Below are 19,668 nucleotides of genomic sequence, written 5' to 3'. Positions count from 1 at the left end.
GTACCCCTGTTATAGCCATCTTCATCGGCCTAACTAGACGTAGAATTCGTGAATTTGCCACGATTAGCAATGGTCAGCAACGTATATAATAAATCTTTTTATTGGAATGAGTAAGTAGTAGGTAGAAGGTTGTTTACGCTTGTTCTTATTGTGGTTTGTATTTGTTTAAGTACTTTAGCTGCTGTCCGACTTAGACCGGCAGACAGTCTGGACTCAGAATTACGGACATCCCCGGGGGCGGGCGGTAGATATATCGACTCTTTGCGACCGTCACTGAAACATAGTTTATTAGATGGTCTCTATACGAGATCGTGACTACTGAACCCGTGAAGGCTGTTTTCAGTCATTAGCGGGTCATTCTAAAGTACACGTGAACTGAGTCTCTCAGTTTCCTTTTGAATCTGACTTCCTCTTTCCTCCGTGAATTGCGGACATCCCCGGGGGTGGGGGAGGTAATCCTCAAACGGCTTCATCATTCTCGATTAACCGACGTTGGCTCAAACATAGACTCCTACCGGGGAACCTACTACCCCCGGCCTAACGAGCCGTGTAGTGAGATCCAATAGTAACTAACGTACTTTCACAGCTAAATCCGTGGTCTCCTGTTCGAACCACTACACCTCCGAGGCCACGTGGAAACTACTCGCAACCAAGATTACTACAATACAGACTTGACAGCGTAGTTTGTCACTATATCCCGTGAAATTGCGGACATCCCCGGGGGTGGGTGAAGTAGTAGTGTTTTAGATTTTGAATTGGCGAGTGAGGCGGGTCCCCTGCGCCACCATGTGCGGGGCTCTTGACTGGGAACATACTACCTGTCCTGTTCTGAAGATCAGCGTCAAACCAGAAGCCTCTGATTGAGTTCGTGAGTGTCTCCTCTGCCTGGAAACGGAGAAGGCTCAATCACGCTCGCTCTTGGAGTCAACTGGGCCTTTGTACTGTGAGCGTATCTGGTCCCCCTCTCGCCACTGCCAGTAGTAGTAGCGATTGTCGTTGATCTCCTTGATCGTGATCGTCGCTTTGGCCGGGACGTCATCCGGAAGATCGTCTGGTCGCTCTTCAACCTCTTCTTGATCTGCCGACTCCTCGAGACGGGTCTCTCGTTCCTTGTGCTCGGCGAGTGCTTCAGCGTATGTCGCAACGTCTCGAAGCTGCTCCGGGTCCGACTCGTTGAACATGTTGACGATCTCCGTCGGGAGGTTCGCCGGTGGGGTCGGGGGTTCGTAGGCCATCGGCTACTCTCGTGTTAACCAACATGGTCTCCGAATCCATAGTTTTGTTGGTTAAGACGGTGGAGACGACTCTCGTGCCTGCTGACTGTAACACTAATTGAAACTCGAGGTTCTCGCCACGGTCGACCGCGGCGACACGATCTCCGAGCTCGCGACGAAGCTCAACCACAGCGAGAGCTACCTCTCTCTTGCCGTCGCCGACCTCGTTGAGAAAGGGCTCGTCTGCTCTGTTGAATCCGCAGAAGGCGACGAGATAGCGTCGCTCTGAAGACAGTAGCGAAGCGGAAGAGTCGAATGTGACTAAACTCCTCTTCCGCTTCGTTAAGCAAGCCGCGTCGCTGGCTCAAAAGCGCTGTGCCGCCAGTCCAACGGCGGTGAGCGATCCGACTGGCAATGGATTTCCCGGTTGGAAACATGTCACACTCCATTTTTTGCGGGTTCACATGGACGCGACGTACCGCGAGATCGTCGATTGGGCGAGTGAGATGGATCGCGTTCGTGGTCCATTACAACTCGCTCGAACGGCATTTCCCGTACCCTCAACGCTGTATCGGTCGTTTGAGAGGGTACCCATGTCTGTGTGGCGCGGCTTCTTTTGGGAATCTGCGACCATTTGCGATCCAGGCTCGCACGGAGCCATCGATGCCAGGTTCTTCGACCGCGAAACGGCATCGAGACACTACCAACACCGCTCGGATCGCCACATACGCACGCTCAAAACGACAGCGCTCGTCGATACAGATTCGTGTGCCATCCTCGATCTTCACTGCTCGGCACACTGGCCTCACGACACCCAGACTGGCCATCGAGTCGCCCTTCGTAACACCGAGAAGATCGAGAGTCTCGCTGGCGATAAAGGCTATGACGACCAATCTCTCCGGGACGCCCTCCGGTCAGAGGGCGTCCGTCCCTTGCTGCGCCACCGGCTGTTCGCTGCGTACGATCACGCGCACAACGCACGGTTGGACAGCGAGTTATACGGCCAGCGCTGGATGGCCGAGACCGCCTTTTCGGCCATCAAGCGTCGGTTCGGCCCCGCTGTCTACCCTCGCGCGTGGTACCGCGAGTTCTGCGAACTCGTGGTGACCGCCGCAGTCTACAACCTCGAACAGGCTCTCAAACAGTGATCCCCACGCCGTCATCGGATTCAACAAAGCTGTTCTTTACGTACGGAGCTTTCAACCTCGACCGCAGAGGTGGCACCGCAGCCAACTATGTGACAGCGCTGAGTTCCAAAGGTGGCGATAGAAATTGGATCGACGACCCTGCTGAGATCGAGTCGCGTCCGGTTCATCACGACTCCTAAGACCCACTCAATTGAGATGGGGGAAACTGTGCTACACATTCCAGAACTCTTCGCCGTTGACCTTGAACGACGAAACACTATTCAGGTCCTGGAGACGCTGAACAGCATCCTCTCGCTGCACTCCGTACACCTCCATCACTTCCGGAATAGCCACAGGCCCGTACTCCTCAACGAATCCCTGTAGTTCCTGAGCCTCCTGCTCCTCTATCCCCTGGAACGTGAACTGGGTCTTGAAGTCCGAGTACCGGACACGGCCATTCTTTGGAACCGGATTCCCGTGGATCTCCATAAACGTGAACGGAAGCTCACCCCGCTCTCCGATCTCCAGTTCCACATCATCCAGATCTTCCTCGAACCGCTTCCGGTCCAAGTCGATTTCTGACGCCAGGTCAATCAGGACGTCCTCTTCGTTGATATCGCGGCCAGCTGCAACACCACGACGCCACAACGCCCTAATATAATCCATTCCCCGGTACTGCTGGATAGCTGCCTCAAACGCCTTGTTGACCAATTCCGTAGACTCCGGCGGATCATCGTCCCAGAACGAGGGATCAACCGGCATACTACACTGCTGTCCGGCGTCGATCCACTTCTGCTTCTCCTGGTCCGGATCAACTTCACGGACTGGAGCCGGTTTGTAGAAGAGGTCGATCTCTTCCCCGAATCTCTCTTCGACACGTTTCATCACCGGTTGGACACCCCAAGACATCGCGCTCAGCGCATCGACTTCCTAGACTACGGTAACGGTCTCATCTTCTTCCTCGTCCTCGTCTTCATCTTCGTCGGCGTCCTCCTCTTCCGTGTCCTGCTCTGTCTCGGGGTCCTCGACGTCGTCTTCCCGTTCTATATCCGGTTCCTCGACGTCCGATTCTTCGGTCAGGAGATATTCGAAGGGCCCTCGCGGACAGACGTTCTCGATCGTTAGGACCGGAACGCTGTCAAGATTCTCGTTGCTCTCAAGTCGATATTGGGCGTTTCCGAGCGTCGCGACAAGCTGTTTTCGTCTTCGCTGTAGATCCGCGTTCTCGCTCGCGTAGGTTCGTGGTGGATGGAAAACGAACACTGACGGGTCACAGAGGAGTAACGACTCACACCGCCGTCATGAGGGCCTTGAGTCGAATCCCGATCTTGGAATCCGAGTTGTGTATCGAGAACCTTGTCAGCGCAGGCCTTCGCTCCCGACGAGCTACAGCCACTGAGCAAAGGGGTGCAGTGGACTGATTCGATATCGAGATCATGTTGCGATGCACGTTCTACCGCGGATTCGTTGTGTAGTTCTTCATTAAGAAACGATCCGAGTGGTCCATTTCCTCTCGGTGGATCTGGCGTGAAAAGCTCAATACTGAGATCCATGTCGGCGATCGTATTGAGGTACTCCTGACGAACGGGGTTCTCGCTGGATAGAACGCGACGCGGGACTGAGACACGGATTGGTCGCCCCATCAATGGAATATCGGGTTGTGGAACCGATAAGTAAATATTCCAAGAAAAATCGTCTCACTACCAATCATGTATTGTCGAGTTTACCCGGTGTCGACAATATCTGATATTCAGTAATAGATCTAGCTACCAAATACATACCCACAGTGTGGGCAAAAATTGACGTTATTATAGTCCTTCAATGATTCCTCACATTCGGGGCAAGACTGAGCATCGTCTTGATAAATATTTGTGTTAGAATCGGATCGTTCATTTGAGGATTGTTCAATTATTTCAATAGATTTAACTGCATATTTGCATCCATTAAAAATTAAATTATTTGATGTGGCTACCTCAGCCCGACAAACCTTTTTTCCGCCATTAGACTTCAATATAAAATTAATATAGAAGGTCCCCCCCATGCTCCTATTAGTATCTGAAACTTCAATGATCTCGTTATTTGGATATCCCTCATTTATAGCTTCTTTCGCTTCCTGTATTGCCCGTGTTAATTCTGCCATGTCAGAAAGGACTCTTTCCCAAGAGAAAAAAACTTGACCGGCTTCGGTTACTTTCGGTTGCTCTCATCTCCATTCTGGAGGCGTGTCTGGCGAGCGAGTTGATCCTGTGTGGCTGGCTATCTACACAACGCGTACGTTCGACTATCAAAAACCCGTTGAACGGCTTACAACGGTCACCGAGGTCAGTAGCTACCTACTCGCCACCGAAAATTCGCCTGACACTTTCTGCTACGACATACTCGAGGATATCGTGGCGCCGGTTTTTCTCGCCATACAGTTCCCTTGACTCGATAATGTATCGATACTAATCGATACTGCATACATCGCGAGGGAATGGCGTGCGCTCACGGTTGACGACAGAGCTTTTGAGTCCGTGCTGGAGCGTGCCGATGAACAGAACAGCTCTGCGACCACCTGTCAGAGGCCTTCCAGCAGTTCCTGCGGGACAATGTGAAACAGAGCAAGAATGATTCCGATCTCGACGTAGCACCCCCTCCAGAGGGGGGTCCGTGGCGTCCCGTATTCGCCACGCTCGCGCTCGTCGGTGGTTCGCAAATCTAAGCAATCCATCTCAATGACCCGACCTCAGATGGGCTTCCCGAAACGCAGCGCCCAGCAGACGGGATTCGGTGGGTGTTATGATACTGAAATACACACGATATTGCGGTCGTGCTCGAATTAGGTGACGCTGACCGTGAGTCGATTGCGGAAACAATCTCGGAGCTACCTATCGTTGACTAACCTTGGACTCTCCCTCAGAAATCTCCTTATTGGTGGTAACTGAACATAGGTAACCGTAGTGATCATAGGGAAGGTGTCTGTCCGACCCGCCTGCAACTTGATGAACTTCCAATCATCGCCACGCGACGTCGATTTGCTCCGCCCGGAGGGTTCCATCCTGGCTGATAGAAACGCTAGAGACCCCCGCGTCACCGGGATTATGTACTGCCCGCTGGTAGTCGGGATCGCTGTCAGTCCGCGTTGGTGGGTGTGTCCAAAGAGACAGGCGTCGACACCAGCCGCCGCCAGTGCGACCCGAAGCGCCACGGAGCCGAAATGGTAGTCTCTGTCGTGTGAGTGCTGTCCGCGGATGTCGAACGGTACATTGAACGGGGAGATGTGGCTTGCGACGACGGTCGGACCGTTGGCTCCCTCTACCAATTCGACGAGCGTTTTGAAGCGGGCATCCAGCCGAGCGAGCGAGGTCTCGAACGAGGGGTTCGTCGCCTCGGTGCCAAGTTTGTGTGCAAGGTTCACTCTAGAGAGGTCTCCGGTAAGGTATTGCCCTGCCGCACGGAGAAGAGTGCTTGCGACGACATCTGCCGTCTGTGCCTCGTCTTGGACCGGGATATCTGGGTAGTCAGGGGACAGCAGGGCTGGCGTGAAGTCGAACTGCTCACAGCCCCATCCGGCGATGGCGAGTGACCACTCTGCCCCGACGACCACGTTTCGAGTAACGCTGTGAAGTGGGTGGACGTTCGTGAGCCCCTCACTCAGCCGCTGTCGACGGGACCGTGATTCCTAGGTACTGCAAGTACTGGAACTCCCTGCTCATCGAGACGCTCAAGGAATGCCCGGCCCTGTTCTTCGTATGTTTCGCCAGCGGACACGGATTTGGCATGCTCGCGGTTCTCGTCGATCACTTTCCTATCGTTCCGTCATCAGCCTCGATCAGCGATATCTCCACCGGGCGGGTCTTCAACGGTACTGACGCGAGTTCGCTCCTGACGCGATTGAATCCACTCACTGACCCTACTACTTATCACTGGAGTTCGGCGATTGACGGCAAGCCAAGCTGGGCAATCCTTGACGACGAAACAGAGATTCTACACGTTCGGGCACATGATTGTCCGATGCCAGCGACCCCGCTCCACCCGACTTGCTACGACTGTATCACGAGTGAGTTCTCCGACGACAGTGAGTTCGTTTTCATGTGGAAGACAACCCGTGTAGAAGAACTCAGCCAGCGATCAGGTGGGTTGAACCCTCTACACGTCCAGACGGGGTCGACTACGCGGTCCAACCAGCTGGGACCATATTGGCGAGTTGTTTGACATGCTGTGGTCAGATGTATTCGGAACCGTTCAATACGAAATCGGAAGGAACTCGCGCCTGCTGTTACAGCACTGCGGTGCCTGTTCCAATCCGATGGACGCACGGCTCCAGCAATGTGCGAACTGTGTTACCAGTCGCGCGACGGACGGCTTCCCCGGCGCCGATTACATCATGTTCGTGAAGATGATCCGTCCAGAAGATGGGATGATACGCGAGAGCTCGTTCCCAGGGCTTCATGAGGCGCAACAGGGACGAGCGGTACCACCACGGTTCGGATCGGAAAGTGAGGAGTCTACCCGAAATAATCCTAATGATACCGGTGACACCAGGATCTACGAGACTTGACCGTGTTCGGGAGTGACTCTATCAACCTCTACAGCTATATGTACTCAACAACATAGTGATTGAAGAGGGCAGTACAACATTATTTTGGGTCATAAATTCTCGTATCCGAGTTGTCGTTGTTAGATACCTCCGTACCGCATTCTGGACAAAAATTTACATTATCATAGATTGTGAGGTCACTCCCACACGCCAAACAATCCTCCTTGCCATGGGTTTCTATGTTGTTCATGCTCACTTCTTTCCCTTCAAGTGCGTACAGTTTGTACTCGTCAGTTGTATAATTCACAGAACTTACAAAAATAACTCCATCAGCCACTACAGGTGATACAACACTACCATTCATTTTAAAACGCCAGTTACCGTTGCCAGTATCCGCATCTATAGAGTATAGGAATGACTCGGGATTAGAGAGATTATTAACTGGGTTTTTGAACATGCTGGTCCCGACATAGACTTCATCACTAGCTATCATAGGAGAGGTGTTCACCCTACCTTCCGTTTGAAAACGCCAATCGCAATTGCCTGTCTCGGCATCTAGTGCGTACATATAGTTATCGTCGCTTCCAAGGTAAACTGTACCGTCTACTACCGCTGGTGATGTAGACACATGACCTCCAGTCTGATATCGCCACTTGACCGAACCAGTAGTTGCGTCTAACGCGTATACGTGTTTGTCGTGGCTTCCAATATAAACCGTACCATCAATTACTGTTGGTGACGATGATTCAATATTTCCGTCAGTTTTGAAATCCCACTTCAGCGCACCAGTCTGAGCATCCAGCGCATACATATTATTATCATTGCTTCCAATATAGACAATGTCATTTACTACCGCAGGTGATGAGTTTAGGGGAGCGTCAGCGTTAAATTTCCATTGTTCGGTTCCCCTTGATGCGGATAGTGCATACACGTAACCGTCAGTGCCTCCAACGTAGACCGTACCATCTACTACCGCTGGTGACGACCGTACCCAACGATTCGTCTGGAATCGCCAATCACAATCGCCAGTCTCAGCATCCAGTGCGTACACGTAGTTGTTGTCGCTTCCAACGTAGACCGTACCATCTACTACCGCTGGGGACGAATGGTTACCTCCGTGTGGGGTATTCGTGCTGAAGCGCCAGCGTTCGGTACCACTGGTTTCAATAGCAACAATATCGCTCTCTGTTCCAACGTATACTGTCTCGCCCCAGATCGAGACATGATGTATGCCTCTTGGAAATGAGCGGTCCCATTGAGTTGTTACTTCGCCGCTTGGTCCACGTTGCGTTTCCAAAGAAAACCGATGGGTCGGATTAAACATACACACTTCGTCCATATTGATGGTAAGAATTTGTAGTCAGATGAAAGGAAGGCATTGATGAGATAGCTCTTATGGGGTGAAAACCTGCTACGTTCTTCTGTAGGAGATTGTTGATACAGTCGTTGCTAGCTGAGTGGGAACACTAATCGATCTTCTAAGCACCTCTACCGTGGACTCCCAATTTGGTTCACGCAGCGTAAATCGCAAGATCGCAGTCCATCAACAATGTGCTCCACAAGAGCGTTGTCGCGTTTTGCCCTACACCTAGGAGTGTACGCGGTCTGCGGATGACAAATGGAACCGTCACCTCGCAGGTCGACTACGATATCAAAAAGTACGAGTGACACAGTCCCGTCTGCTCATAGGGCAACGATTTTAAGGAGTAGAATCTGGTTGATAGCGCCACTCAGGCTCAGGATGCGAGGATGGTCTTCGGGAAGTACCGCCTTCTCTGTCATGATGATTGACGACACAATCAGCACGTACGTTGTCTCCGACTCGTTGAACAAGCATATGAAAGCAACTCCAGCGTTGTTCTTATATTTATACGCAAAGAATTGGTTATATGGCACCAAAATTGAAAAGAATACAAAAAATACAGGAAGGAAATTATATTTTAATTTCGCACAAAGGACTGCCTTATGAAGTACAGGACTACCAATCAACAAACGGAACGGCTGAAATCAAGGCTAAAGGTGTGTTCTCTAATGATGACGTTGTTGAATTACAGTTAGATCTAAACGATCAAATACGGGTTCCATCTGTCGAAGAACGAGAAGGACAAATTGTCAATATTGGTAATAACGAAGAAGTGATTATTATGGATATTGAAAACTATGACACCTTTGAGATTTCTACGCCAGTAGCTGAGGGCCTTTCTTCTGGTGATACAATTAATTACATCCAGTATGAAAATAGCGGAAGTTTCTACAGAAAAATTGTCAGACCGGACAGACCTGAGTCTAGTAAAAATATTCCTACAAAAAATATATCAAACAAGGAATCAGAATTCTCAACCAAAGTATACTCCTCTGATAATACTAATAGTGATGTCCCACAGTCAAATTCACCCAACTATTGCTCAGGTTGTGGGACAGAACTTATGAAACCAAATGAAATAAGATACTGTCCACACTGCGGATCAGAAATCGGTCCTAGCTGAAGATTGACATTAGCGGCTCTGTTGAAATCCTTAGAGAGTCACATGTTCATCCTGTGATTCCATGAAATGAAGGCCATCCTGAAGTCGCAGGTCCTCCGGCCTACCGAGAAGACGATCCATCTGGTACGTCGAGCGGTTTCTCGATACTCATCGAAATTCTCTAAACACCACTATACACTTCCTCAACACGTTGCTCTGCTGTGTCTCAAAGAGCGGAAGAACACGACCTATCTTGGCCTGCTTGAAGAACTGATCGAGATGCCTCGCATCCGTCGAAGCTTGGCTTACCCGAACTCCCTGCGCCTTCAAAACTCTGTAAGGGGCTGTGTTGAATCGCCATACGGCAGCGAGGTAGGCTACTAAATCAAAGGGGCTGAAGCGGGAGAGTTCTGTTGTTCACGACCCAAATCTACCGCTTCATCGGAGAAGTTGTGCCGGTTGCTCAAAGAGTTGCTGGCGATGGAGGCTAATCCGCCGCCACCGCCCGGGGCGGCGGATTCGCCGACTACGTACTCGTTTCCCTCCACTGTCTGCGGATTTACCTCGATACGTCGTACCGCATGACGATCGACCTGCTCAAAGAAATGCCACAAATAACAGGAGAGATCGGCCTCGATGCGGCCGGTCTCCCCGCGCCCTCCACGTTGTGTATGGCGTTCAATCGGATCAGTATGAGCGTCTGTTGAGTGCTACTGCGCCAGTCGGCGCAGCTACACAATCTTTCTGAACACGCCGCGATCGACGCCACATTCTACGATCGCTCACCAGCGAGCCGCCACTACTGCCAGCGCATCAGCTACCGCGTTCAGAATATTAAAGTCACGAAAATCGTCGATACGGCGTTACAAGCCGCCCTTGACGTTCACTGCTCGACGATCTGAGACGGAAATGACGCAGACTTTGCCGAGCAGATCCCCCCGAAATGCGGGCGATCTGCTGTCTCTCTCGGCAGATAAGGCTACGACAAGCAATCGCTTCGTGAATGATTACGCGATCTCGGGATCAGACCGCTGATCAAGTACCGCATCTTCACTCCGTACGACCATGCGCACAATGCCAGAATCGACAATAACAGCTACAATCAGCGTTCTGTGACTAAAACCGTGAACTCGGCTGTGAACCGCTCGCTCGGCTTCGCCGTGCGAGCGCGGTCGTGGTTCTGTGAGTTCCTGTCGTCTATATAGCAAACGGTTCGTCAAACAGTGAATCTCTCCGCCTTACAGCGATTCAACACAGCCGTTTAATCGGCAAGCATGTCTGGGCAGTATGCGAAATTGTCACACTAATCAGTTTTTCGATGAGTCCAGTCGGTGACTCTCGCTACGACAGTGCTACCGGAGTGGTGGTAAACTGAGGGCCATGAGACAGCGTATCTAGGAAGGAGATTCTCACCGCCTCAGAGAATTGTAGTTGGCAGACTCGATGTCCGCTAATTGCGGCTTAATTCAGATTCCTTCGTGTCGCTTTGTCCTTGTCACCTGGCTCTTGTTCTCGAATTGCCCAACCACCGTATCGGCTTGTTTGAGCTGCTCGATCTGCTGTTGGGATTGATTGATGATCGTTTGGCCATCTTGACTCGCGATCGTTTGGCCGTGGCCTGCGATGATCGTCGAGGCCTGATCTGCATCGCCAGTCGACGCGGCGTGTCTGGCTTGGGCGTCCGCAAAGCGGGCCCGGACAACGTCATTCTCCGCGTATTGCCCTGCATTAGGGACGTAATTCACATACAGGTCCATCTCCTGGAGGGTGTCGTTATTCTGCGTCACCTGAATATTCGCCACTGTCCGTTGCGTATTCAGCTCCCCACTTGGCGCTTCGAACCGGAACAACAGTTGCTGGGTTTGCTGATTTTGGAGGTTTGGTAAGCCGGCTGTGAGGCGTCCGCTAGTGCGATCCACATCGACTTCCTGTACCTGCGGTTGCCTCCGGTAGATCTCGCCGATTTCGATCCCTTGGGGTTCGATATGGACTTGTGGACTAGCAACGACAGTTTGGCTCCCTTTGTAGATGACGCGGTCGAAGAAGTCCATGATCTGGTTGGGACTGGTAATGTGGTCCCATTCCCCGTTGGACCCCTCGGCGATTGTACGGACGATGTCTTGGTTGTAATTCGTCCCCAGCCCTGCCGCGTACACCGAAATACCAGAATCTGACAGTTCTTGTGCGAGGCTACGGAGCTCAGATTCTGATGATTGGCCCCGATTGGGTTTGCCGTCCGTTAACAGCAGAATCGACTTTGCGACATCACGGCCACCTGGGAGCGATTGTAGTTCAGACCGACACCGCTCCAACCCATCTGAAATGTTGGTGTAGTCCCCGGTATCCAGATTGGAGATCGCGTTTCGAAGGTCCGACTTATTCATCCCACCCCACTTCGTTGCGGGGTACTCAACATCAGCAGAGGAATCGTACGTCACTAGGCTCACGTAGTCTTCATCGTTGAGTGAGCCGAGGACCTGCGAAGCGGCACTCCGAGCATTCTCGATCTTGTCTCCTTGCATCGAGCCACTAACGTCGATACAGAAGGCGATGTACTGCTGGGACTGACCCCGTTGGGTCCCGCCTTGAATGTCTAATTCACAGAACACTTGCCCACCGTCTGCGGGCAGGTTGGCACGGTTTAATTTTGCACTCAGCTGAGCAGACATACCCGAACTATTTGACAGGAGGGCAAAGTAGCTTTCCCCGCATCTCATCCAAATTCTTACTATATATTATATTTAATGTAGCGCACACAACGGAGTGACTGTATAGATTCAGCTAGGACCCCCGTGCGCTGGCGATCGATAACTCTCACTCAGGGTCTGGGAGTGGACGAGTCTCTGCGTCTTGAATCGGCACCGCATCCGACGCTGGCTCGCCGTAGGTCCGGTCTAGATCTGTTTTCCCGGCTTCTGCGATCGTTGGGCGCGATGGATCTCTGAACATGATCATCGAAATGTTATCTGCCCCACCTATGCGGTTTGCACGGCTGATGAGCCGCTCGATTGTAGCATCGAAGTCGTCCTTGTGTGAGAGGACGATCTCTTTAATCTCCTCATCAGTGATAACGGTTTCTTTGATTTGCGCTTTTACTGACTCTGGATCATTAGAACGAGAGAATTTCTCATAGAGTTCTCGGTTCTTTTCTTTGTGTGCGTCGACAAGGCCGTCACTTGTGAACAATACAATATCATCACCGAAGAGTGGCAATTGACGGAGTTCTGTGGTGAAGTTCATATTACCAACCAACTGGTTCACACTGTTCGAATCCGGGTGGACCCGTGACACAACTGGATCCAGTTCTCCGTCAACAACCCAGTCACTAACGGGTGAATGATCCCGGGAGATCTTCTCGATCGTCTCTTCACCAGTGTTGATAACATACGCCGGACTGTCACCGACCCACCCGAGATTGAGCATTCCACGGGCATACACTCCAGCGGTGACGGTTGTGGACGACCGTGCGCCGTCTACAGTGTTTTCCGTAATGAGCGTCCCCGCATTCTGAATCGCATCTTGGATTTCGCTCCCGATTTCTTGTTCGGTTGGTTGTGATCGAGTCACTGTATCAGGGACATCTAGGTCATCAAACGGACTTGTCTCGCCCCTCGATAGTCGGAACACCAGATCACTCAGTGAATCCGGAATCGACGTTGTAGCAATATACGAGGCGAGGTCACCGCCTTCATATCCGCCGGCACCATCGGCGACCACAAAGACGCCAGCACTTGCCCGACGGCGGTCTCGATGAACCTCATTGAACACAAGCGTTCCAACGCTGTCCTCGTTTAGTTTGTCGGACCGCTTTCGACCAATATCCACCTGTGCTGCGTAATCCATGGTTGTTTATTGACAGAGCACACTTTCAACCTTTTGTCGACCTGAGTGGAGCAAGGTTGTTGGATATCGGGATCTGTTGATACGTGTTCCTCAATAGCAGTTCAGAATGAAAGGATGGACGAATTTCTGCTTGCTGAGAAACCGAAACCGAAGCCTCAGCCGTTAATTCAGTTCCACCGTGGCGTCTGCAACGGTTCCTAAGTTCAGATTGTCGCCATCCGACAGCTGATACTGCTGCTGGGGGGCGAGTTTCTGGCCATTGAGTTGGGTTCCATTCGAACTATTCATGTCCGTTACATAATAGACGCCGTTTTGAACTGTAAATTGGAGGTGTTCCCGGCTCACGTGGCGAGCCTCTCGATCTGAGGCCCCATTGATCTTGAGCACTTCACGGATATTTTCACCGACGACTTCACCGGTGGGTGCCTCGAAGGACCCTCCACGGGTGAATCGGAGTACGACAGAGTCTTGAACAACCGTTGAGCCGCCGCCAGGCCCCTGCTGATTACCGGGACCTTGTTGATTACCGGCTGGCTGTTGGTTACCTGGGCCCTGTTGACCGCCGGGTTGCTGCTGGCCGCCAGGCTGCTGTTGATTGCTGCCCTGGCCTTGCCCACCGGGTTGTTGCTGGCCACCGGGTTGTTGCTGGCCACCGGGTTGTTGCTGGCCGCCAGGCTGCTGTTGATTGCCGCCTTGGCCTTGCCCACCGGGTTGTTGCTGGCCGCCAGGCTGCTGTTGATTGCTGCCCTGGCCTTGCCCACCGGGTTGTTGCTGGCCACCAGGCTGCTGTTGATTGCCGCCCTGACTCTGTCCACCAGGCTGCTGGCCTCCGGACTGCCCTCCTCCTTGTGACTGACCGATTCCAGCACCACACTCTGGGCAGAATTTGTCATCCGGCCCTGCATTGAATTCGTGTCCGCACACAGAACATTCAGTGCTCATTACTATCCAAGGTTTTGTCACATTGTGCATTAAATCTTGGTGCAAGTCACTCCTCGCCATCAGAGCGTGGTTCCTCCTATACGGAAGCGATTTGAATCGCTGATATCCTCTTGCTTAGAGAGAAACTACTGAGTGTGAAGCAAGATTCGGGTAGAGAGAGTCAATGTACTGATAGCAAGCCCTCTTGCTACAACAGTTCCAATTCGACCGCTCCGTCTGAATTGAGTGCGATTTCAATTGGTCCTGAACTGCAAATCTAACCCATAGTTTTCGGCCACGGGGGAGATGACGTCTCGATCATCAAGCGCACGGCGATCGGGATTCTGCGTACGTGAGGTCGAATCAAGCTGATACGGCGTCCCATTCTTATACAGAATGGTCCCGTTCTTACTCGTGTCCTTGAGGACCCACCGCCCTTGCTCATGCTCGAATTTCATGTGAATTCTGGAAATATAGGCATCGTTCCCCGGGTCATCGACTTCGATTGTCGCATACGGGCCAGCGGTATTCTTTCGGCCAAGCGTGTCTCCTGGCGAGACAGTGAACTCTTGCCCGGTCGATTGAATTCGAAGCGTCGCTGATGGACCAGAGACTGAGGCGTCGTTCTGTTCGAGCGCCTCTTTCATCTCCGTCGCATTCCTGAACCGGTTTGTCGGATTGACCGCAGTAGAGCGCTGAATAATCTCCGCGAGTGGAGCCGACGTGGATACCTGATAGTCACGTGGATCGATGTTGTCCTGAATGACTGCTTGCCCAGAATTAAGAATATAAAAAAGGATCTTTCCAATGGCGTATACGTCAGTCCACGGGCCCTGCCGGTACTGTTGATTGGTCAGATCTGGCGCTTTGAATTTCCCACCCGCGGTCACAACAGTTCCTGAGTTCAAGTCTGTCCCGCATACAGTACAGTGATTCTGGTCTGCATTCTCGAACTTGATCTCATGTCCGTTTGGACACTGGAGCGGATCTCGGGCCGTATTAAAATCAATGAGCTTCGGCTCGTCATTCCCCGTCAGCATTATATTGTCGGGCTTCAGATCACGGTAGATAATCTCATTCTCGTGAAGAAAGGAGAAAATATCACAGATTGCGATTCCGATCTGTCGCACATTCTGTGGATCGGTGATGCTCTGGACGTCCTCCATGAGCTCTCCAGTGATAAAATCGACCACCATGAGATCGACTCCCTGATGGCTTACCGACTCATGAAGTTCCATTATATGGGGGTGCCCTCCTGCGTTCGTAATATCTTCAAGCGCGCTCAACTCGCGCCCAAAATACACCTCGATATCTGTATCCGGCATGTTCGCATTGGCATAGTTCGGAACCTTAATAGCGACATCCTCACCAGTTGACTGGTTCTGAGCCTTCCATACTACTGAGAACCCTCCGCTTCCAACTTGTTCAATAAATTCATAGGAATCGCCCTTAGAAATAGTATCTCCTTGAGACGGCGTCCAACTCATATCCGGCATAGTATTTCGTTGGTATAATAAAAGTGACCTACAGTCTGGATGTTCACGTCACTATCATGTATGATGTATTATATAATTAGCGATGGCCGCTGTGCGGGCAGCCACGATTGCCACCCAGTGAATGTCGAGCACTGGCTCTTGAGCGTGCCAAAACCATCAAGAGGATCCTTGTACTCGGTCTATGAGACCACCAATTACCATGACCAACGACTGGAAGACAGAGAAATCTGATAGCCGTCGCAGATCCCAAACGCCATCACAGGGACCAGGCGCTGTGAGCCCCGAGGTAGCTGAAGAACTGCTTGGTGGACCTACTGAGGTAACCAGTCTAGTCATGGCTGACGGGGTGCTCTTTTATGCGACTGCCGGCGGGTGGCTCTATGCGTTTGATGTCGCTTCTGGCGATGCTGTCTGGTCGCAATCGGCGGCAGATCTCACACACGATCATTCTCGTGGTGGCCCGTGGCTTTGTGTCGTTGGCGAGTTTCTCGTCGTTGGCGGCACGTCCATCGCTGTCTACCGCACAGCCGATGGGACGATGACCAATCAGTTCGAGGCTCCACCCACTCCTGATGGGGACTCTGGAATCAATACGCTCTCCACAGACGTGTGGAAACCGACGGCAGTAGATTCTAACTCCATCATCGCGACACGACAGGGTGTCGCCCGGCTGTACTCACTAGACGGGACTGAGCACTGGGAGTATTCAATCGATGACGGGCGGTTTTGCCACCCGTCGGCTGACAGTGAGCGCGTCTATTTGCTCCAACGACAGGTCGTTGGGGCTGCACCAGAGCCAATCGTCGATGGGATCGTTCACGCACTAACTCTCTCAGGAGAGAGGGTGTGGGATGTCGATATTCACGGGCATGTTGATCGCTTCAATGATGCGTCAGCGCCCGTTGTCGGTGACACTGGGGTATTCATTGCTCAAGAGGCGTCGTCCGGGAGCCCAACTGGCGATGGGCTCACACGCATTGACAAGCACACCGGCGTGATCGACTGGCAACGCGACGGGGAGTATCACATCGCGTTGGGACCCAATACACTGTATGCCACTGATACATACAAAGATCACATCCTCGCGTTGGACTCTGAGACGGGTGATGTGAACTGGAGTCAAGATATTGATCGGCATCCCGATTCACCAACTGTCAGTGCTACCTCGACGACTGTCGCTGGAGACCGCCTGTACACCTACGTTGGTCAGCAGTTGTGTGTGGTCGATACTGCCTCCGGTGACGTGATCGATACACGGACGTTCTCAACATTCGAACCGGTCAGACACATTGTTGGCAATCACGCCCTCTTCATCGGGACAGCCGACGGCTATGTGGTGAAACTCGGTGGCGCAGACGCAGTCACTGATTCACCGGACAAGTTTTGTACGGTCTGTGGAAACAATCTCGAGGAATATACCGATCCAAAGTACTGCCCACAGTGTGGACACAGCCTCGTCGAATAAACTCGATACTTCTACCCAGTACACACGTCTCACGCAGATTTGCGGACTGACTCTACTGCACACAGCAGATCTGTTGGAGTCTGAAATCGCTCGTGAGGGTTGGCTGTCGCCCGTTCAAGCAGCGACTGGGGAATGAGTGTCGCTGTGGATTCCCAGAGGTTCGCCTGAACATGCTCCAGAATCCGCCCAATTGAGTACACATCACTCCACGGTCCAACAACCTCAGTCGTGGCCAATTCTGGAGGCCGAAACGACATCGCTGGCAGGTCGATTTGCGGTGCTGAATCAGTCAGTGAGGCTCCACATGCCGAACACTGGTTTCCTGCTCCAGCCGCCGGGTATACACCGCAGTCTGCACACCGTGTCCGTTCGTTAACTCCCCCCAAGTCGAGTACTCGATACGCACCTGAATCGAGGGTGCCGATATTTTGCGGTCTGAGATCGGTGTGAACAAGCCCGTGTCGATGCAGTCCACGTGCGAACTGACACAGTCGACTGCAAAGCCGACCAAGCGCTTTGTGACGATCGCCGCACTGTAGCTCAGTTGCAAGTTGGCCGTCGACAAGCGACTGCACTAGATACGGTCTTCCTGTCTCAAGCGTGCCTTTGTCGTAGATAGTTGGAACCAGCGGCGGTGTGGACCCAGTGGTCAGTTCCCGAAGGATAGCTACTCGGTGGTTGAACGCAGGAAATCCACCAACTGAGCGAGCACTAATCTGTGGGACCTTCACTACAACACCGGTTGATCGATGGATATCGTCGGCGTTCCAGATCGTCACTCTCCCACCATTTGCTAGTCGGCGGCGACATCGAAACCTCCCAGCAATAAGTTTCCCACTGTGAATCTCCGTCATCTGTGTGAACCAATGAACACCTGCGTTACGAGAACCTCACTTTGTGCGTGCTTCACAATCCCAATTCCTTCGGCTGTCCACGAGTCTCGAAGTATATTTGAACGGTGCCCTGACGACTGCATCCAGCCGTGCACAACCCCGTGGCCAAATTCCCACAGCGATTGGAATTTGATGACTGTCCCATCATCGAGTGCCACACGAGAGTCATAGTGGCTCCGGGCGATGTTTTCGCCGCAGGCTGTATACTGAGTTCGTGACGACCCACGGGGCGCTGTGTGCTTGTCGAGTCTGTCTTTGATGTTTGCTCCACCCGGTGACTGATGGCCAACGTACCCTTGGGCTGCCATATCGTGACTATGCTGGCGTGCAACGTTTGCAATATCGTCCTGATATGAGAGTGACTCGAGACCGTGGGCAGTCCGAACTTGATTCACTGCTCGATGAATCTCATGCTCAGCGCGATGCGGGTCGAACCGCTCGGCCGAGCCGGTAAGATCTTGAAATGCTGGAGTTGACTTGGCCACCGGTAATCACTCTCTGAACCCTACGAGGCCTAATTACTTCGAGCTACCGGATTCAAAGTGCCGGTCAAAGCCAGAGCGAATGACCTCACGTGCTAGAAGAATCCACTCCTCACTACTGGGAGCAGCTGTCCGAGTTTCACCCCCTGTATTGAACATGACTGAAGGTATATGTATAGCCAGAATGAGTTCAATCGAATGCGTAAACTGTGGGGCAAACCTAGATCCTGACACCACCGGATTCTGTAATGGATGTGGTGTACCCGTTGCGGCGACATTTCAGGAAAAAGACCAGTCCTCTTCTGACGAGCAATCTGATGGGCGTGAGCAGATAGACACCACTCCTACTACAACGATGTCTTCATCAGCAACTCAGCAGACGCCACGTGACGGCGACGATGCAGCTACACAGGATGAAATGTCATGTCCACAGTGTGGGTCAGCATATGAGCCCGAGCAGAACTTTTGTCGGTCGTGCGGCGCTGAACTCGACACCGATGAAGCTTCGACACCAATTGAGGAACCTGCTTCAGCATCGGAGTCTGGCGGGCTCGAAGTGAGTATTAGCTTGGGTGACACAGCAGTACCACTCACTGATGGGGAGTCAGTCGGGGCCGAGCTCCGACCGCTCATTGTAGAACAGACGTCTCGTGAAAAGGCACTCTGCATCAGTCGCGAGCAGTTTGAGATTGTAATCGATCCTGAGGCCGAACAATGCTGGATCCGTGATGCAGGCTCGAAGCACGGAACGGTCCTTAATGGAGAGGACATTCCGACTGATGAGTACCAGGAGGTTACGGATGGCGACACCATTGTGTTACCCCCCGATTTTGAGGCGACATTTCGAGTGGGAATCGCTGGGTGGGCAGATCCAGAACACCCTCCGACTACTGATTCGGCATCCGAATCGGAATCTGGAACAGTTCAGCTGTACGGATATCCGGAGCAGGTTGTGTACGATATCTCTGATGGAGAGTCAATCGGCCGCGGCGACCAAGCTGATGTGACGATAGATGGTCCATCTACTGTCTCCCGGACGCATGCCACCGTCGAGTACACGACTGATGGGTGGGTTCTCATCGACCAGTCCTCAAATGGGTCGTTTATCAGAGAGAGTGAGTCACAAGAATGGACGACAGTGGATGATCGCACACAGTTTGAAGACGGTGACCAACTCGCCTTCGGAACACGAGAAGACTTGATGGCCTTTACTGTCAGTCTCGATTGAGGCTCGAACTTACTC

Annotated in this window: 16 protein-coding genes and 3 pseudogenes; 7 read left to right on the top strand and 12 right to left on the bottom strand. The window is 52.3% G+C overall.

Annotated elements, in window-relative coordinates; genetic code table 11:
* Positions 1-902 precede the first annotated feature (902 nt).
* On the bottom strand, positions 903-1,235 hold the full coding sequence (locus B9H04_RS06975; protein ID WP_049932958.1) for a hypothetical protein: 333 nt from the start codon (positions 1,233-1,235) through the stop codon (positions 903-905).
* 97 nt (positions 1,236-1,332) lie between these two features.
* Here B9H04_RS06975 and B9H04_RS17995 point away from each other — a divergent pair.
* Positions 1,333-1,494 (top strand): annotated as a pseudogene (locus B9H04_RS17995) (MarR family transcriptional regulator); the annotation flags it as partial.
* A gap of 37 nt (positions 1,495-1,531) precedes the next feature.
* Positions 1,532-2,362 (top strand): IS5 family transposase, encoded by an 831-nt coding sequence (locus B9H04_RS06970; RefSeq protein ID WP_049932959.1) that lies wholly within the window; start codon positions 1,532-1,534, stop codon positions 2,360-2,362.
* 210 nt (positions 2,363-2,572) lie between these two features.
* Here B9H04_RS06970 and B9H04_RS06965 read toward each other — a convergent pair whose 3' ends face one another.
* The 5 genes from B9H04_RS06965 to B9H04_RS06945 form a co-directional block, all read right to left on the bottom strand.
* A complete protein-coding gene (locus B9H04_RS06965) occupies positions 2,573-3,226 on the bottom strand; it encodes a thioredoxin domain-containing protein (RefSeq protein WP_248648665.1) in 654 nt (217 codons plus the stop codon).
* Between the two features lie 45 nt (positions 3,227-3,271).
* Complete coding sequence (locus B9H04_RS17990; RefSeq protein WP_139835047.1) at positions 3,272-3,604, bottom strand: hypothetical protein; 333 nt, start codon at positions 3,602-3,604, stop codon at positions 3,272-3,274.
* A 499-nt stretch (positions 3,605-4,103) separates the two neighbouring features.
* A complete protein-coding gene (locus tag B9H04_RS17985) occupies positions 4,104-4,481 on the bottom strand; it encodes a hypothetical protein (protein WP_139835046.1) in 378 nt (125 codons plus the stop codon).
* A 723-nt stretch (positions 4,482-5,204) separates the two neighbouring features.
* Positions 5,205-5,927 (bottom strand): metallophosphoesterase family protein, encoded by a 723-nt coding sequence (locus B9H04_RS06950; RefSeq protein WP_049932962.1) that lies wholly within the window; start codon positions 5,925-5,927, stop codon positions 5,205-5,207.
* Between the two features lie 1,033 nt (positions 5,928-6,960).
* Entirely contained in the window at positions 6,961-8,199 is a 1,239-nt protein-coding gene (locus B9H04_RS06945) for an outer membrane protein assembly factor BamB family protein (RefSeq protein ID WP_080508622.1), read from the bottom strand.
* A 550-nt stretch (positions 8,200-8,749) separates the two neighbouring features.
* On the opposite strand from B9H04_RS06945, the gene B9H04_RS17980 reads away from it, so the two are divergent.
* From B9H04_RS17980 to B9H04_RS06930, 3 genes and pseudogenes are all read left to right on the top strand, one after another.
* Positions 8,750-9,346 carry a hypothetical protein gene (locus B9H04_RS17980; protein ID WP_139835045.1) on the top strand — a complete coding sequence of 199 codons (597 nt, stop codon included), beginning with the start codon at positions 8,750-8,752 and terminating at the stop codon, positions 9,344-9,346.
* A gap of 66 nt (positions 9,347-9,412) precedes the next feature.
* Positions 9,413-9,666: pseudogene (locus B9H04_RS06935) on the top strand (IS5/IS1182 family transposase); the annotation flags it as partial.
* Positions 9,667-9,738: 72 nt separating this feature from the next.
* Positions 9,739-10,530, top strand: a pseudogene (locus B9H04_RS06930) (IS5 family transposase).
* A gap of 261 nt (positions 10,531-10,791) precedes the next feature.
* Here the strand turns inward: B9H04_RS06930 and B9H04_RS06925 are convergent.
* The 5 genes from B9H04_RS06925 to B9H04_RS06910 all read right to left on the bottom strand — a co-directional run bounded on the left by B9H04_RS06925 (position 10,792) and on the right by B9H04_RS06910 (position 15,576).
* Positions 10,792-11,994, bottom strand: coding sequence for a vWA domain-containing protein (locus B9H04_RS06925; RefSeq protein ID WP_169714308.1), 1,203 nt, complete (start codon positions 11,992-11,994; stop codon positions 10,792-10,794).
* A 145-nt stretch (positions 11,995-12,139) separates the two neighbouring features.
* Positions 12,140-13,168 (bottom strand): PP2C family protein-serine/threonine phosphatase, encoded by a 1,029-nt coding sequence (locus B9H04_RS06920; RefSeq protein ID WP_080508624.1) that lies wholly within the window; start codon positions 13,166-13,168, stop codon positions 12,140-12,142.
* A gap of 162 nt (positions 13,169-13,330) precedes the next feature.
* Positions 13,331-13,513, bottom strand: a complete 183-nt coding sequence (locus B9H04_RS18620) for an FHA domain-containing protein (protein WP_162141818.1) — start codon at positions 13,511-13,513, stop codon at positions 13,331-13,333.
* Positions 13,510-14,073 (bottom strand): hypothetical protein, encoded by a 564-nt coding sequence (locus B9H04_RS06915; protein ID WP_169714307.1) that lies wholly within the window; start codon positions 14,071-14,073, stop codon positions 13,510-13,512. Before B9H04_RS06915 ends, B9H04_RS18620 begins: the two co-directional genes overlap by 4 nt.
* Positions 14,074-14,343: 270 nt before the next feature.
* A complete protein-coding gene (locus B9H04_RS06910; protein ID WP_162141819.1) occupies positions 14,344-15,576 on the bottom strand; it encodes an FHA domain-containing serine/threonine-protein kinase in 1,233 nt (410 codons plus the stop codon).
* Positions 15,577-15,784: 208 nt separating this feature from the next.
* On the opposite strand from B9H04_RS06910, the gene B9H04_RS06905 reads away from it, so the two are divergent.
* Positions 15,785-17,050, top strand: a complete 1,266-nt coding sequence (locus B9H04_RS06905) for an outer membrane protein assembly factor BamB family protein (RefSeq protein ID WP_162141820.1) — start codon at positions 15,785-15,787, stop codon at positions 17,048-17,050.
* Positions 17,051-17,900: 850 nt separating this feature from the next.
* On the opposite strand, the gene B9H04_RS19605 is transcribed toward B9H04_RS06905, so the two are convergent.
* Positions 17,901-18,338, bottom strand: a complete 438-nt coding sequence (locus B9H04_RS19605; RefSeq protein ID WP_394334719.1) for a CAP domain-containing protein — start codon at positions 18,336-18,338, stop codon at positions 17,901-17,903.
* Between the two features lie 271 nt (positions 18,339-18,609).
* Between B9H04_RS19605 and B9H04_RS06895 the strand changes: the two genes are divergently transcribed.
* Entirely contained in the window at positions 18,610-19,653 is a 1,044-nt protein-coding gene (locus tag B9H04_RS06895) for an FHA domain-containing protein (protein WP_162141821.1), read from the top strand.
* Positions 19,654-19,668 lie beyond the last annotated feature (15 nt).

It is taken from the genome of Halorubrum ezzemoulense DSM 17463, from assembly GCF_002114285.1.
GTDB lineage: Archaea > Halobacteriota > Halobacteria > Halobacteriales > Haloferacaceae > Halorubrum > Halorubrum ezzemoulense.
This window is presented reverse-complemented; position numbering and strand designations above follow the sequence as displayed.

What these genes read in the sequence shown, in the direction of transcription:
- B9H04_RS06975 (WP_049932958.1), bottom strand. Translation starts at nt 1,235, where the DNA reads ATGGCCTACGAACCCCCGACCCCACCGGCGAACCTCCCGACGGAGATC.
- B9H04_RS06965 (WP_248648665.1), bottom strand. Translation starts at nt 3,226, where the DNA reads ATGAAACGTGTCGAAGAGAGATTCGGGGAAGAGATCGACCTCTTCTAC.
- B9H04_RS17985 (WP_139835046.1), bottom strand. Translation starts at nt 4,481, where the DNA reads ATGGCAGAATTAACACGGGCAATACAGGAAGCGAAAGAAGCTATAAAT.
- B9H04_RS06945 (WP_080508622.1), bottom strand. Translation starts at nt 8,199, where the DNA reads ATGGACGAAGTGTGTATGTTTAATCCGACCCATCGGTTTTCTTTGGAA.
- B9H04_RS17980 (WP_139835045.1), top strand. Translation starts at nt 8,750, where the DNA reads ATGGCACCAAAATTGAAAAGAATACAAAAAATACAGGAAGGAAATTAT.
- B9H04_RS06925 (WP_169714308.1), bottom strand. Translation starts at nt 11,994, where the DNA reads ATGTCTGCTCAGCTGAGTGCAAAATTAAACCGTGCCAACCTGCCCGCA.
- B9H04_RS06920 (WP_080508624.1), bottom strand. Translation starts at nt 13,168, where the DNA reads ATGGATTACGCAGCACAGGTGGATATTGGTCGAAAGCGGTCCGACAAA.
- B9H04_RS06915 (WP_169714307.1), bottom strand. Translation starts at nt 14,073, where the DNA reads ATGCAGGGCCGGATGACAAATTCTGCCCAGAGTGTGGTGCTGGAATCG.
- B9H04_RS06910 (WP_162141819.1), bottom strand. Translation starts at nt 15,576, where the DNA reads ATGAGTTGGACGCCGTCTCAAGGAGATACTATTTCTAAGGGCGATTCC.
- B9H04_RS06905 (WP_162141820.1), top strand. Translation starts at nt 15,785, where the DNA reads ATGACCAACGACTGGAAGACAGAGAAATCTGATAGCCGTCGCAGATCC.
- B9H04_RS06895 (WP_162141821.1), top strand. Translation starts at nt 18,610, where the DNA reads ATGAGTTCAATCGAATGCGTAAACTGTGGGGCAAACCTAGATCCTGAC.